The organism is Enterobacter sp. 01-M-02-SI-ECC (assembly GCF_047530595.1).
Classification (GTDB): Bacteria; Pseudomonadota; Gammaproteobacteria; order Enterobacterales; family Enterobacteriaceae; genus Enterobacter; species Enterobacter cloacae_M.
On record NZ_JBLKCZ010000014.1, the window covers coordinates 39890 to 54653 of the forward strand.

14 protein-coding genes are annotated in these 14764 nt (G+C 57.4%); 13 read left to right on the top strand and 1 reads right to left on the bottom strand.

The genetic code is table 11. From position 1 onward, the window contains the following. Positions 1-2: 2 nt before the first annotated feature. The 5 genes from ftsE to livJ all read left to right on the top strand — a co-directional run bounded on the left by ftsE (position 3) and on the right by livJ (position 5525). The gene (ftsE, locus tag ACMWLG_RS17125; RefSeq protein WP_045402529.1) at positions 3-668 is read left to right on the top strand and encodes a cell division ATP-binding protein FtsE; all 666 of its coding nucleotides are present in this window, start codon (positions 3-5) and stop codon (positions 666-668) included. Next, a complete protein-coding gene (gene ftsX / locus ACMWLG_RS17130; protein ID WP_023310017.1) occupies positions 661-1716 on the top strand; it encodes a permease-like cell division protein FtsX in 1056 nt (351 codons plus the stop codon). The genes ftsE and ftsX overlap by 8 nt, the downstream gene beginning before the upstream one ends. 251 nt (positions 1717-1967) lie before the next feature. Then, complete coding sequence (gene rpoH, locus ACMWLG_RS17135; RefSeq protein ID WP_023310018.1) at positions 1968-2825, top strand: RNA polymerase sigma factor RpoH; 858 nt, start codon at positions 1968-1970, stop codon at positions 2823-2825. Positions 2826-2961: 136 nt separating this feature from the next. Beyond that, a complete protein-coding gene (locus ACMWLG_RS17140) occupies positions 2962-4227 on the top strand; it encodes a 4-aminobutyrate--2-oxoglutarate transaminase (RefSeq protein WP_045402525.1) in 1266 nt (421 codons plus the stop codon). A 197-nt stretch (positions 4228-4424) separates the two neighbouring features. Further along, positions 4425-5525 (top strand): branched chain amino acid ABC transporter substrate-binding protein LivJ, encoded by a 1101-nt coding sequence (gene livJ / locus ACMWLG_RS17145; protein ID WP_021242735.1) that lies wholly within the window; start codon positions 4425-4427, stop codon positions 5523-5525. 78 nt (positions 5526-5603) lie between these two features. Here the strand turns inward: livJ and panM are convergent, their stop codons facing one another. Next, the gene (gene panM / locus ACMWLG_RS17150; protein WP_023310021.1) at positions 5604-5993 is read right to left on the bottom strand and encodes an aspartate 1-decarboxylase autocleavage activator PanM; all 390 of its coding nucleotides are present in this window, start codon (positions 5991-5993) and stop codon (positions 5604-5606) included. A 424-nt stretch (positions 5994-6417) separates the two neighbouring features. Here panM and livK point away from each other — a divergent pair, with 424 nt between their 5' ends. The 8 genes from livK to ugpE all read left to right on the top strand — a co-directional run bounded on the left by livK (position 6418) and on the right by ugpE (position 14764). After that, on the top strand, positions 6418-7527 hold the full coding sequence (gene livK, locus ACMWLG_RS17155; RefSeq protein ID WP_045402522.1) for a high-affinity branched-chain amino acid ABC transporter substrate-binding protein LivK: 1110 nt from the start codon (positions 6418-6420) through the stop codon (positions 7525-7527). A 46-nt stretch (positions 7528-7573) separates the two neighbouring features. Next, positions 7574-8500: a high-affinity branched-chain amino acid ABC transporter permease LivH gene (gene livH / locus ACMWLG_RS17160; protein WP_008500099.1), complete on the top strand. Its 927-nt coding sequence runs from the start codon at positions 7574-7576 to the stop codon at positions 8498-8500. Continuing rightward, entirely contained in the window at positions 8497-9774 is a 1278-nt protein-coding gene (livM, locus tag ACMWLG_RS17165) for a branched chain amino acid ABC transporter permease LivM (protein ID WP_023310023.1), read from the top strand. Before livH ends, livM begins: the two co-directional genes overlap by 4 nt. Then, positions 9771-10538 carry a high-affinity branched-chain amino acid ABC transporter ATP-binding protein LivG gene (livG, locus tag ACMWLG_RS17170; RefSeq protein WP_023310024.1) on the top strand — a complete coding sequence of 256 codons (768 nt, stop codon included), beginning with the start codon at positions 9771-9773 and terminating at the stop codon, positions 10536-10538. Before livM ends, livG begins: the two co-directional genes overlap by 4 nt. Position 10539: 1 nt before the next feature. Further along, positions 10540-11253 carry a high-affinity branched-chain amino acid ABC transporter ATP-binding protein LivF gene (gene livF, locus ACMWLG_RS17175; protein ID WP_072254535.1) on the top strand — a complete coding sequence of 238 codons (714 nt, stop codon included), beginning with the start codon at positions 10540-10542 and terminating at the stop codon, positions 11251-11253. A gap of 344 nt (positions 11254-11597) precedes the next feature. After that, entirely contained in the window at positions 11598-12914 is a 1317-nt protein-coding gene (gene ugpB / locus ACMWLG_RS17180; RefSeq protein ID WP_045402518.1) for a sn-glycerol-3-phosphate ABC transporter substrate-binding protein UgpB, read from the top strand. A gap of 120 nt (positions 12915-13034) precedes the next feature. Next, positions 13035-13922, top strand: coding sequence for a sn-glycerol-3-phosphate ABC transporter permease UgpA (ugpA, locus tag ACMWLG_RS17185; protein WP_023310026.1), 888 nt, complete (start codon positions 13035-13037; stop codon positions 13920-13922). Next, the gene (gene ugpE / locus ACMWLG_RS17190) at positions 13919-14764 is read left to right on the top strand and encodes a sn-glycerol-3-phosphate ABC transporter permease UgpE (protein WP_045402515.1); all 846 of its coding nucleotides are present in this window, start codon (positions 13919-13921) and stop codon (positions 14762-14764) included. Before ugpA ends, ugpE begins: the two co-directional genes overlap by 4 nt.

A 14764-nucleotide genomic window follows, 5' to 3' on the forward strand; every position in this document is an offset into this window, starting at 1 on the left:
CAATGATTCGCTTTGAACACGTCAGCAAGGCCTATCTCGGTGGGAGACAAGCGCTGCAGGGGGTGACATTCCACCTGCAGCCGGGCGAGATGGCATTCCTGACCGGCCATTCCGGCGCGGGGAAAAGTACCCTGCTCAAGCTTATCTGTGGGATCGAGCGGCCAAGCGCCGGGAAGATCTTTTTCAGCGGCCATGAGATCAGCCGCCTGAAAAACCGTGAGGTGCCGTTCCTGCGTCGCCAGATCGGCATGATTTTCCAGGATCACCACCTGCTGATGGATCGCACCGTTTTCGATAACGTGGCCATTCCGCTGATTATTGCCGGCGCCAGCTATGACGATATCCGCCGTCGCGTCTCTGCGGCGCTGGATAAGGTCGGGCTGCTGGACAAAGCGAAGAACTTCCCGATCCAGCTCTCCGGCGGTGAGCAGCAGCGCGTGGGCATCGCCCGCGCGGTGGTGAACAAGCCTGCCGTACTGCTGGCGGATGAACCGACCGGTAACCTGGACGATGCTCTGTCAGAAGGGATTTTGCGTCTGTTTGAGGAATTTAACCGCGTAGGAGTCACCGTATTGATGGCGACGCACGACATCGGGCTCATTTCCCGTCGTTCGTACCGCATGCTGACCCTGAGCGACGGGCATTTGCACGGAGGCCACGGTGAATAAGCGTGATGCAATAAACCAGATTCGGCAGTTCGGGAACCGGTTTGACCGTTTCCGTAAGCCGCAGGGCGGTGGTGACGGCAATCGTAATGCGCCGAAGCGCCAGAAGGCCGCGCCAAAACCGGCCTCCCGTAAAACCAACGTGTTCAACGAGCAGGTGCGCTACGCTTTCCACGGCGCGCTGCAGGATCTGAAAAGCAAACCGCTGGCGACGTTCCTGACGGTGATGGTGATTGCCATCTCCCTCACGCTGCCGAGCGTCTGCTATATGGTCTATAAAAACGTCAACCAGGCGGCCTCACAGTATTATCCGTCTCCGCAGATCACGGTCTATATGGATAAAGCGCTCGACGATAACGCCGCGGCGCAGGTGGTTGGGCAAATCCAGGCCGAGCAGGGCGTGGAGAAGGTCAACTATCTCTCACGTGAAGACGCGCTGGGCGAGTTCCGTAACTGGTCTGGCTTTGGCGGCGCGCTGGATATGCTCGAAGAGAACCCGCTGCCCGCCGTTGCGGTGGTGATCCCGAAGCTGGATTTCCAGGGGACCGATTCGCTTAACACCCTGCGCGATCGCATCACGCGCATTAAGGGCATTGATGAAGTGCGCATGGACGACAGCTGGTTTGCGCGTCTCTCTGCCCTGACCGGGCTGGTAGGACGCGTCGCGGCGATGATTGGCGTGCTGATGGTGGCGGCGGTCTTCCTCGTCATCGGTAACAGCGTGCGCCTGAGCATTTTCGCCCGTCGCGATACCATCAACGTGCAGAAACTGATTGGTGCAACGGATGGTTTCATCCTCCGACCGTTCCTTTACGGCGGTGCACTGCTCGGTTTTTCCGGTGCATTTCTTTCACTGATATTGTCAGAAATTTTGGTGATGCGACTTTCATCTGCCGTCACTGAAGTGGCGCAGGTTTTCGGAACAAAGTTTGATATCAGTGGCTTAGGCTTCGATGAGTGCCTGTTGCTGCTGCTGGTTTGTTCGATGATTGGATGGGTGGCAGCCTGGCTGGCAACCGTTCAACATTTACGTCACTTTACTCCCGACTAATAAAAGCGTGATATAATCTTTCCCTGCACCGAGATGCTTGCTCTGCAGGGAAAGCGTCCCTGTTGTCGCTTCCCCTGTTATCATCTCCATGTCACAATTTGTGCGTAATTTATTCACCGTTGCACCTGGAACTTGTGGATAAAATCACTGTCTGATAAAAGAGTGAATGCTAATCTCGTTGCTCAAACGCTTTGGCATGGTTGTTGCCTGACGGGGACGACCAGGACCAGAAGAAACATTGAGAGGAATGAATGACCAAAGAAATGCAAACTTTAGCTTTAGCCCCTGTTGGTAACCTGGAATCTTATATCCGGGCTGCGAACACCTGGCCGATGTTAACGGCCGAGGAAGAAAAGGAGCTTGCTGAAAAGCTGCATTACCAGGGCGATCTGGAAGCAGCGAAAAAGCTGATCCTGTCTCACCTGCGCTTTGTTGTTCACATTGCTCGTAACTATGCGGGCTATGGCCTGCCGCAGGCGGACTTGATTCAGGAAGGTAACATCGGCCTGATGAAGGCTGTGCGTCGCTTTAACCCGGAAGTGGGTGTGCGACTCGTCTCCTTCGCTGTGCACTGGATCAAAGCAGAAATTCATGAATACGTGCTGCGCAACTGGCGTATCGTGAAAGTCGCCACGACAAAAGCGCAACGCAAACTGTTCTTCAACCTGCGTAAAGCCAAGCAGCGTCTGGGCTGGTTCAACCAGGATGAAGTGGAAATGGTGGCGCGCGAGCTGGGCGTAACCAGCAAAGACGTGCGTGAGATGGAATCCCGTATGGCCGCGCAGGACATGACCTTTGATATGTCCTCCGACGACGACGCATCTGACAGCCAGCCGATGGCACCGGTTCTGTATCTGCAGGATAAAACCTCGAACTTTGCTGACGGCATCGAAGAGGATAACTGGGAAGATCAGGCCGCGAACAAGCTGACCCATGCGATGGAAGGCCTCGACGAGCGTAGCCAGGATATTATCCGCGCCCGCTGGCTGGACGAAGACAACAAGTCCACGCTGCAGGAGCTGGCCGACCGCTACGGCGTTTCTGCGGAACGTGTCCGTCAGCTTGAAAAGAACGCCATGAAAAAACTTCGCGCCGCTATCGAAGCGTAATTTCCGCGAAGTACACCGAGAACCCCTGGATGAAAGTCTGGGGGTTTTGTTTTTTTAGCGCCCGCTCTGGCGAATTCCCTCCCCCTGGCAAACACTTACTGATGCGCTAAGCAGGCGACTTTCTCAGGGGGACAGGGTGAAAAATAACGAACTGAACGACCGGCGTTTACAGGCGACGCCGCGCGGCATCGGCGTAATGTGTAACTTCTATGCTGATAAAGCTGAAAACGCCACGGTGTGGGACGTGGAAGGCAACGAGTACATCGACTTCGCCGCCGGGATCGCGGTGCTGAATACCGGCCATCGCCATCCAAAAGTCATTTCCGCTATTGAAAAACAGCTCCACGCGTTTACCCATACGGCGTACCAGATTGTGCCGTACGAAGGCTATGTCGCGCTTGCCGAGCGCATCAACCAGCGCGTGCCCGTTGACGGTCCGGCCAAAACCGCGTTCTTCTCCACGGGGGCAGAGGCGGTCGAAAACGCGGTCAAAATTGCCCGGGCGTACACCAAACGTCCAGGCCTTATCACCTTTGGCGGCGCGTTCCACGGCCGCACCTTTATGACCATGGCGCTGACCGGCAAAGTTGCGCCGTATAAGATCGGCTTTGGCCCGTTCCCCGGTTCGGTGTATCACGCGCAGTATCCGAATGAACTGCACGGCGTCAGCACGGCGGAAGCGTTGAAAAGCCTGGAACGTATCTTTAAAGCGGATATCGCACCCGACCAGGTCGCGGCCATTATTCTCGAACCGGTTCAGGGAGAGGGCGGTTTCAACATTGCGCCAGCTGATTTTATGCAGGCGCTGCGCGCCCTGTGCGACACCCACGGTATTTTGCTGATTGCCGACGAGGTGCAAAGCGGCTTCGCCCGTACCGGCAAGCTGTTCTCGATGGAACACCACTGCGTGAAGCCCGATCTAATCACCATGGCGAAAAGCCTGGCGGGCGGGATGCCGCTTTCGGCGGTTTCTGGCCGTGCGGAAGTGATGGACGCACCCGCGCCTGGCGGGCTGGGCGGTACCTACGCCGGAAACCCGCTGGCGATTGCGGCGGCACATGCCGTGCTCGACGTGATTGATGAAGAGGATCTCTGCACGCGCTCGGCGCATCTTGGCCACCACCTGGTGGAAGTGCTGAATAAGGCGAAGGAACGCTGCCCGTATATCGCTGACATTCGCGCGCAGGGCTCGATGGTAGCGGTGGAGTTTAACGACCCGCAAACGGGGCAGCCTTCGCCGGAATTTACCCGCCAAGTGCAGGATCGCGCGTTGCAGGAAGGGCTGCTGCTGCTGAGCTGCGGCGTCTACGGCAACGTCATTCGTTTCCTGTATCCGCTGACTATTCCTGAAGCGCAATTCCGTAAAGCGCTGGACATTATCTCCGCGTCGCTGACACGTTAAAGCCATATGCCCGGCGAAAATCCCTGCCGGGCTTATCATATATTCATTTCAAATTAGCTATTCCAAAATCATAAAAATCGGGTATGTTTTAGCAGAGTATGCTGAAAAATCGCGGACAGCACACCTATAACTGACATAAAGCGCTGCACAACAACATCACAACAATCGTAATAACCATAATAATGGGGAATCTCAGGATGAACATGAAGGGTAAAGCGTTACTGGCAGGATGTATCGCGTTGGCATTCAGCACCATGGCACAGGCAGACATCAAGGTGGCTGTGGTTGGCGCAATGTCCGGTCCGGTAGCACAGTACGGCGACCAGGAATTTACCGGCGCTGAACAGGCGGTTGCAGACATTAATGCTAAGGGCGGTATCAAAGGCGAAAAACTGCAGATCGTAAAATATGATGATGCCTGTGACCCGAAACAAGCGGTCGCGGTCGCGAACAAAGTGGTGAACGACGGGATCAAATACGTTATCGGTCACCTGTGCTCTTCCTCTACTCAGCCAGCGTCTGACATCTACGAAGACGAAGGTATTCTGATGATCACCCCGGCGGCGACCGCACCAGAGCTTACCGCGCGTGGCTACAAGCTGACCCTGCGCACCACCGGCCTGGACTCTGACCAGGGCCCAACCGCGGCGAAATACATCGTTGAAAAAGTGAAGCCGAAGCGCATTGCCATCGTTCATGACAAGCAGCAGTACGGTGAAGGTCTGGCGCGTTCAGTGCAGGATAACCTCAAGAAAGCGAATGCCGACGTGGTGTTCTTCGACGGGATCACTGCCGGTGAGAAAGACTTCTCCACCCTGGTAGCGCGTCTGAAGAAAGAGAATATTGATTTCGTTTACTACGGTGGCTACCACCCGGAAATGGGCCAGATCCTGCGCCAGGCGCGCGCTGCGGGCCTGAAAACCCAGTTTATGGGGCCGGAAGGCGTAGCGAACGTTTCCCTGTCCAACATTGCGGGTGAATCAGCCGAAGGCCTGCTGGTAACCAAACCGAAGAACTACGATCAGGTCCCTGCGAACAAACCTATCGTAGATGCCATCAAGGCGAAGAAACAGGATCCAAGCGGCGCGTTCGTCTGGACCACCTACGCGGCGCTGCAGTCGCTGCAGGCGGGCCTGAACCAGTCGGCCGATCCGGCTGAGATTGCCACCTGGCTGAAAGCGAATACCGTCGAGACCGTCATGGGACCACTCTCCTGGGACACGAAGGGCGACCTGAAGGGCTTTGAGTTCGGCGTGTTTGACTGGCATGCTAACGGCACGGCGACAGACGCAAAATAAAAGCAAAAAGGCAACGTAAGTTGCCTTTTTTAATGTTTTCTCCCTCTCCCCGTGGGTGAGGGCATCAGGCAGCACAAATCAGCCCTGGCGCTTCTCCCAACCGCTCTCCTGCGCCGTAAACCCTAACGCCTGCATAAACGCCGCCATCACGCCGCGGTCTTCCACGCCCACGTCAGCCATCCACCATGAGGTCACGCTCGGGTTTTCGCGGATCACTTCTTCAATTAAATACTGTCCCACACCGCGACGACGGGTGACGTCACGCACGCGCAGCGAGTCCAGCGCCCCTTCTGTACCACTCAGGGTGACGCGAACCGCAGCCAGCAGGCGTTCGTTAAAACGCGCGGCATAAATGCGGTGGGTCTCATCAACGCGCAGCGACGAAGGGGAATATTCCGGCCAGATCTTGCCCAGGTCGATATGATCCTGGTCGCTAAAGGTCACCAGACGCACGATAGTCAGTTTCATTAGCCACTTGTCCAAATCAGATTGAGTAGGGGCAGTGTACTCAATTTATTCACTCAGCGGCTTCCTCTTTTTATTCTCATTAACCAGGTGATTAGTTTTTTGGCAACGCGATGGGCAGTTTGAAAACACATGGATCGAAAAATAAGCAGAATTTTAACCTGAACGGTAGTGATTTATTCGGCGCTTTGTACCGTTATTTTATGCTGCAAACTGCACTTTTATTTGTTTATCTCTGCCTGATTTCAGAATATTATCTTTGCTTAATCGCCTGAAAAATAGAGATTTTAGTCTGGTTTTTGACAAAAAACTGCGCTAAACCATTAAAGGCACTGGTAAAAATAGCGTTGTTCATTAAAAGTACAGAATGCTTTTTAACCATAATAAAACAAAATATAAACACGACATCACGAATGGGGATTCAGAGATGAAAAGGAACGCGAAGACGTTAATCGCGGGGATGGTCGCACTGTCGATCTCGCATGCCGCTATGGCAGACGACATTAAGGTTGCGGTAGTGGGGGCGATGTCCGGCCCTGTTGCCCAGTGGGGTGACATGGAGTTCAACGGCGCGCGCCAGGCCATCAAAGACATCAACGCTAAGGGCGGCATCAAAGGCGACAAGCTGGTGGGCGTGGAATATGACGACGCCTGCGATCCTAAACAGGCCGTCGCGGTCGCCAACAAAATCGTCAATGACGGTATCCAGTATGTGATCGGCCACCTGTGCTCATCCTCCACGCAGCCTGCGTCTGATATCTACGAAGACGAAGGCATACTGATGATCACCCCAGGCGCAACGAACCCGGAACTGACCCAGCGCGGCTACCAGCACATTATGCGTACCGCCGGTCTGGACTCCTCGCAGGGCCCCACCGCCGCCAAATACATCCTCGAGACCGTTAAGCCACAGCGCATTGCCATTATTCATGACAAACAGCAGTACGGCGAAGGCCTGGCGCGCTCCGTGCAGGACGGCCTGAAAAAAGGCGGCGCGAACATCGTCTTCTTCGACGGCATTACCGCCGGTGAGAAAGACTTCTCCGCGCTGATTGCCCGCCTGCAAAAAGAGAATATCGACTTTGTTTACTACGGCGGCTACTACCCGGAGATGGGGCAGATGCTGCGTCAGGCGCGCGCCACCGGTCTGAAGACCCAGTTTATGGGGCCAGAGGGCGTGGGCAATGCCTCTCTGTCGAACATCGCCGGGGATTCTGCTGAAGGCATGCTGGTGACGATGCCAAAACGCTATGACCAGGATCCGGCCAACAAGGCTATCGTGGATGCGCTCAAGGCGCAGAAGAAAGATCCAAGTGGTCCATACGTCTGGATCACCTACGCGGCCGTACAGTCTCTGGCCACCGCGCTGGATCGCTCCGGCAGCAAAGAACCGCTGGATCTGGTGAAAGATTTAAAAGCACACGGGGCGAGCACCGTGATTGGGCCGCTGAACTGGGATGAGAAAGGCGATCTGAAGGGATTTGAGTTTGGTGTCTTTAAGTGGCACGCCGACGGTTCATCCTCGGCCGCCAAATAATCATCCCACCGCCCGGCATGACGGGCGGGTATAAAAAGGTTTGCATATGTCCGAGCAGTTTCTCTATTTCCTGCAGCAGATGTTTAACGGCGTTACGCTGGGAAGCACCTACGCGCTGATCGCCATCGGCTATACGATGGTTTACGGCATTATCGGCATGATCAACTTCGCCCACGGCGAGGTGTACATGATCGGTAGCTACGTCTCTTTCATGATTATCGCCGCCCTGATGATGATGGGCATCGACAGCAGCTGGCTGCTGGTCGCCGCCGGGTTTGTCGGCGCGATTGTGATTGCCAGCGCCTACGGCTGGAGCATTGAGCGCGTGGCCTACCGGCCGGTGCGCAGCTCCAAGCGCCTGATTGCGCTGATTTCCGCGATCGGGATGTCGATCTTCCTGCAAAACTACGTCAGCCTGACCGAAGGTTCGCGCGACGTGGCGCTGCCAAGCCTGTTTAACGGCCAGTGGATTGTGGGGGCCAGCGAAAACTTCGCGGCCTCTATCACCACCATGCAGCTGGTTATCTGGGTCGTGACCTTTATTGCGATGCTCGCCCTGACGCTGTTCATCCGCTACTCGCGTATGGGACGCGCCTGCCGCGCCTGCGCGGAAGACCTGAAGATGGCGAGTCTCCTCGGCATCAACACCGACCGCGTGATTGCCCTGACCTTCGTGATTGGCGCCGCGATGGCGGCGGTGGCGGGTGTCCTGCTCGGCCAGTTCTACGGCGTGATCAACCCGTACATCGGCTTCATGGCCGGGATGAAAGCCTTCACCGCGGCGGTTCTGGGCGGTATCGGCAGTATTCCGGGCGCGATGATCGGCGGCCTGATCCTGGGCGTGGCGGAAGCGCTCTCCTCGGCGTACCTGAGCACGGAATATAAAGACGTGGTGTCGTTTGCCCTGCTGATTCTGGTTCTGCTGGTGATGCCTACCGGTATTCTGGGCCGTCCGGAGGTAGAGAAAGTATGAAACCGATGCATTTTGCAATGGCGCTGCTCTCTGCCGCCATGTTCTTCGTGCTGGCCAGCGTCTTTATGGGCGTCCAGCTTGAGCTGAATGGCACCAAACTGGTTGTCGATACCGCAGCTGACATTCGCTGGCAGTGGGTATTTATCGGTACGGCCGTGGTGTTCCTGTTCCAGCTGCTGCGTCCGCTGTTCCAGAAGACGCTGAAAAACGTCTCCGGTCCGAAATTCGTGCTGCCGGCAATCGACGGTTCTACGGTTAAGCAGAAGCTGTTCCTCGTGGCGCTGCTGGTAGCCGCCGTGGCGTGGCCGTTTGTGGTGTCTCGCGGCACCGTGGATATCGCCACTCTGACCATGATCTACGTGATTCTCGGCCTCGGTCTGAACGTGGTCGTGGGGCTCTCGGGCCTGCTGGTGCTGGGCTACGGCGGCTTCTACGCCATCGGCGCCTATACCTTCGCGCTGCTGAACCACTATTACGGTCTCGGCTTCTGGACCTGCCTGCCGCTGGCGGGGCTGGTCTCTGCCGCTGCTGGCTTCCTGCTTGGCTTCCCGGTGCTGCGCCTGCGCGGTGACTACCTGGCGATTGTGACCTTAGGCTTCGGCGAAATCGTCCGTATCCTGCTGCTCAACAACACCGAAGTGACCGGCGGCCCGAACGGCATCAGCCAGATCCCGAAACCGACCTTCTTCGGCCTGGAATTCAGCCGTACCGCCCGCGAAGGCGGCTGGGACACCTTCAGCAACTTCTTCGGCGTGAAGTATGACCCGTCCGACCGCGTGATTTGGCTCTATCTGGTGGCGCTGCTGCTGGTGGTGATTACCCTGTTCGTGATCAACCGCCTGCTGCGCATGCCGCTGGGCCGCGCGTGGGAAGCGCTGCGTGAAGATGAGATCGCCTGCCGCTCTCTGGGCCTGAACCCGACCCGCATCAAGCTGACCGCGTTCACCATCAGCGCCGCGTTTGCTGGTTTCGCCGGAACGCTGTTTGCCGCGCGTCAGGGCTTCGTTAGCCCGGAATCGTTCACCTTTGCCGAATCCGCCTTTGTGCTGGCAATTGTGGTGCTCGGCGGGATGGGCTCGCAGTTTGCCGTTATCCTCGCGGCCATCCTGCTGGTGGTCTCGCGCGAGCTGATGCGCGACTTTAACGAATACAGCATGCTGATGCTGGGTGGTTTGATGGTGCTGATGATGATCTGGCGTCCGCAGGGTCTGCTGCCGATGACCCGTCCACAGCTGAAGCTGAAGAACGGGCAAGCGAAAGGAGAGCAGGCATGAGTCAGCCATTATTATCCGTTAACGGCCTGATGATGCGTTTTGGCGGCCTGCTGGCGGTCAACAACGTGAATCTGGATCTGCACAAGAAAGAGATTGTCTCCCTGATTGGTCCGAACGGCGCGGGGAAAACCACGGTCTTTAACTGCCTGACCGGCTTCTACAAGCCAACGGGTGGCACTATCATGCTGCGCGATCAGCACCTGGAAGGGCTGCCTGGCCAGCAGATCGCCCGCATGGGCGTAGTGCGTACCTTCCAGCACGTGCGTCTGTTCCGCGAGATGACGGTGATTGAGAACCTGCTGGTGGCACAGCATCAGCAGCTGAAAACCGGGCTGTTCTCCGGCCTGCTGAAAACCCCGGCCTTCCGCCGCGCGCAGGATGAAGCGCTTGACCGCGCCGCCACCTGGCTCGACCGCATTGGCCTGCTGCAGCACGCCAACCGTCAGGCGAGCAACCTGGCCTACGGCGACCAGCGCCGCCTGGAAATCGTGCGCTGCATGGTGACGCAGCCGGAAATCCTGATGCTCGACGAACCGGCGGCAGGGCTCAACCCGAAAGAGACCAAAGAGCTGGACGAGCTGATTGCCGAGCTGCGCGACAGTCACGACACCACCATCCTGCTGATTGAGCACGACATGAAGCTGGTAATGGGCATTTCGGACCGTATCTACGTGGTAAACCAGGGCACGCCGCTGGCTAACGGCACGCCGGAAGAGATCCGCAACAACCCGGACGTGATCCGCGCATACCTTGGTGAGGCATAAGATGGAAAAAGCGATGTTAACGTTCGACAAGGTCAACGCGCACTACGGCAAGATCCAGGCGCTGCACGACGTCAGCCTGCATATCAATCAGGGTGAAATCGTGACCCTGATTGGCGCCAACGGCGCGGGCAAAACCACGCTGCTCGGCACCCTGTGCGGCGACCCGCGCGCCACCAGCGGGCGTATTGTGTTCGATGGTAAAGACATTACCGACTGGCAGACCGCCAGAATCATGCGCGAGGCGGTGGCGATTGTTCCGGAAGGGCGCCGCGTATTCTCGCGTATGACGGTGGAAGAGAACCTGGCGATGGGCGGTTTCTTCGCTCACCGCGATGAATACCAGACCCGCATCAAGTGGGTATACGAACTCTTCCCGCGCCTGTGGGAGCGCCGCATCCAGCGTGCGGGCACCATGTCCGGCGGTGAGCAGCAGATGCTGGCGATTGGCCGCGCGCTGATGAGCCAACCGCGCCTGCTGCTGCTGGACGAACCGTCGCTCGGTCTGGCGCCGATCATCATCCAGCAGATTTTTGACACCATTGAGCAGCTGCGCAAAGAGGGGATGACTATCTTCCTCGTCGAGCAGAACGCCAACCAGGCGCTGAAGTTCGCCGACCGTGGCTACGTGCTGGAGAACGGCCGCGTGGTGCTGGAGGATACCGGCGACGCGCTGCTGGCGAACGAGGCGGTGCGGAGCGCGTACCTGGGCGGATAGGTAAAAGCAAAAAGGCAACGCAAGTTGCCTTTTTTAGTGTTTGCTCCCTCTCCCCGTGGGAGAGGGTCGGGGTGAGGGCTCCAGACCGCACTAGGTAAAAGCAAAAAGGCAACGCAAGTTGCCTTTTTTAATGTTTGCTCCCTCTCCCTGTGGGAGAGGGCTGGGGTGAGGGCACCAGACCGCACCTAACCCCCATCCCCTTCACACAACCATCATCCCCCTGACGCCTGGCTGTCACTTATCTGTAAACAAACAGTTATTTTTCTGTAATTCGAGCATGTCATGTTACCTCGCGAGCATAAAACGCGTGATATCGCGCATCCGGCACAATAAGAGAGATGACAATGACATCGTTACGACACACAGCTTTGGGTCTGGCACTGGGTATGGCTTTTGCGGCGAACGCAATGGCTGTGACCACCATTCCGTTCTGGCATTCCATGGAAGGGGAGTTGGGTAAAGAAGTTGACTCCCTGGCGCAGCGTTTCAACGACGCCCATCCGGATTACAAAATTGTGCCGGTGTACAAAGGCAACTACGAGCAGAGCCTGAGCGCGGGCATCGCCGCCTTCCGTACCGGCAACGCGCCGGCCTTGTTACAGGTTTATGAAGTGGGTACCGCCACCATGATGGCCTCCAAAGCCATCAAGCCGGTCTATGAAGTGTTCAAAGAAGCGGGCATCAACTTCGACGAATCGCAGTTCGTGCCGACTGTAGCGGGTTACTACACCGATTCCAAAACCGGCCATCTGCTGTCTCAGCCGTTTAACAGCTCCACGCCGGTGCTCTACTACAACAAAGACGCCTTCAAAAAAGCCGGTTTAGACCCGGAGCAGCCGCCAAAAACCTGGCAGGACCTGGCGGAGTACACCGCGAAGCTGAAAGCGGCGGGGATGAAGTGCGGCTACGCCAGCGGCTGGCAGGGCTGGATCCAGATTGAAAACTTCAGCGCCTGGCACGGCCTGCCGGTGGCGACCAAAAACAACGGCTTCGACGGCACCGATGCGGTACTGGAGTTCAACAAGCCGGAGCAGGTGAAGCACATCGCGCTGCTTGCCGATCTGAACAAGAAGGGCGACTTCAGCTACTTCGGGCGTAAAGACGAATCCACCGAGAAGTTCTACAACGGCGATTGCGCCATTACCACCGCCTCTTCCGGCTCGCTGGCGGATATCCGCCACTACGCCAAATTCAACTACGGCGTGGGCATGATGCCGTACGACGCTGACGTGAAGGGCGCGCCGCAGAACGCCATCATCGGCGGGGCGAGCCTGTGGGTGATGCAGGGTAAAGACAAGGGCACCTACAAAGGGGTGGCCGAGTTCCTCGACTTCCTGGCGAAGCCTGAAAACGCCGCCGAATGGCATCAGAAGACCGGCTACCTGCCGATCACCAAAGCCGCGTACGACCTGACCCGCGAGCAGGGCTTCTACAGCAAGAACCCGGGCGCGGACATCGCGACGCGTCAGATGCTGAACAAGCCGCCGTTGCCGTTCACCAAAGGCCTGCGTCTGGGCAACATGCCGCAGATCCGCACCATCGTGGATGAAGAGCTGGAAAGCGTGTGGACCGGTAAGAAAACGCCACAGCAGGCGCTGGACTCTGCGGTAGAGCGCGGGAATCAACTGCTGCGCCGCTTTGAGCAGTCGACCAAATCGTAAAAAAATGCCCGGTGACGCGCAGCGTTCCGGGCCTACGGATTAATGCGGCCTGATGCCCTCACCCCAACCCTCTCCCACTGGGAGAGGGAGAAAACAGAAATCGCCAGGAACCAAATCTCAATGTCATCATCCCGTCCGGTGTTCCGTTCCCGCTGGCTGCCCTATCTTCTGGTCGCGCCGCAGCTGGTCATCACCGTTATCTTCTTTATCTGGCCTGCGGGCGAAGCGCTGTGGTACTCGGTACAAAGCGTCGATCCGTTCGGGCTCTCCAGCCAGTTTGTTGGCCTGGACAACTTTACCGCGCTGTTCCATGACAGCTACTACCTGGACTCCTTCTGGACGACGATGAAGTTCAGCGCGCTGGTGACCGTCAGCGGTCTGGTTGCCTCGCTGTTTTTCGCCGCGCTGGTGGACTACGTGGTGCGAGGCAGCCGTATTTATCAAACCCTGATGCTGCTGCCTTACGCCGTGGCTCCCGCCGTCGCCGCCGTGCTGTGGATCTTCCTGTTTAACCCCGGGCGCGGGTTGATTACCCACTTCCTGGCCGAACTGGGCTACGACTGGAACCACGCCCAGAACAGCGGCCAGGCGATGTTTCTGGTGGTGTTCGCCTCGGTGTGGAAGCAGATCAGCTACAACTTCCTGTTCTTCTTTGCCGCGCTGCAGTCCATCCCGCGCTCGCTGGTGGAAGCCGCTGCCATCGACGGGGCTGGGCCCATTCGTCGTTTCTTCAGACTGTCGCTGCCGCTGATCGCCCCGGTGAGTTTCTTCCTGCTGGTGGTTAACCTCGTGTACGCCTTCTTCGACACCTTCCCGGTGATCGACGCGGCGACCGCAGGCGGTCCGGTACAGGCGACCACCACGCTTATCTACAAGATCTACCGCGAAGGCTTCGCCGGTCTGGATCTCTCTGCCTCCGCCGCGCAGTCGGTTGTGCTGATGTTCCTCGTCATCATCCTCACGGTGGTGCAGTTCCGCTATGTCGAAAGTAAGGTGCGCTACCAATGATTGAGAACCGTCGCGGGCTGACGATTTTCAGCCATACCATGCTGATTTTAGGGATCATCGTCATCCTCTTCCCGCTGTACGTGGCGTTCGTCGCCGCCACGCTGGACACCAAAGCGGTGTTCGACACGCCGATGACGCTGCTCCCCGGCGGGCATCTGTTCGAGAACATGAAGACCATCTGGACCCAGGGAGTGGGCGCCAACAGCGCGCCGTTCTGGCTGATGATGCTCAACAGCTTCATCATGGCGTTTGGCATTACGGTCGGCAAAATTACGGTGTCGATGCTTTCGGCCTTCGCCATCGTCTGGTTCCGCTTTCCGCTGCGTAACCTCTTCTTCTGGATGATCTTCATTACGCTGATGCTGCCGGTAGAGGTGCGTATCTTCCCGACGGTGGAGGTGATCGCCAACCTGAAGATGCTCGACAGCTACGCGGGCTTAACCCTGCCGCTGATGGCCTCGGCGACCGCCACCTTCCTGTTCCGCCAGTTCTTTATGACTCTGCCGGACGAGCTGATTGAAGCGGCACGCATCGACGGCGCGTCGCCGATGCGCTTCTTCCGCGACATCGTGCTGCCGCTGTCGAAAACCAACCTTGCGGCGCTGTTTGTGATCACCTTTATATACGGCTGGAACCAGTACCTGTGGCCGCTGCTAATTATTCAGGACGTCAACCTCGGCACCGCTGTGGCGGGCATCAAAGGCATGATCGCCACCGGCGAAGGCACCACCCTCTGGAACCAGGTGATGGCGGCGATGCTGCTCACCCTTATCCCACCCGTAGTCATTGTTTTAGCCATGCAGCGCGCGTTTGTCCGCGGCCTGGTCGATAGCGAGAAATAA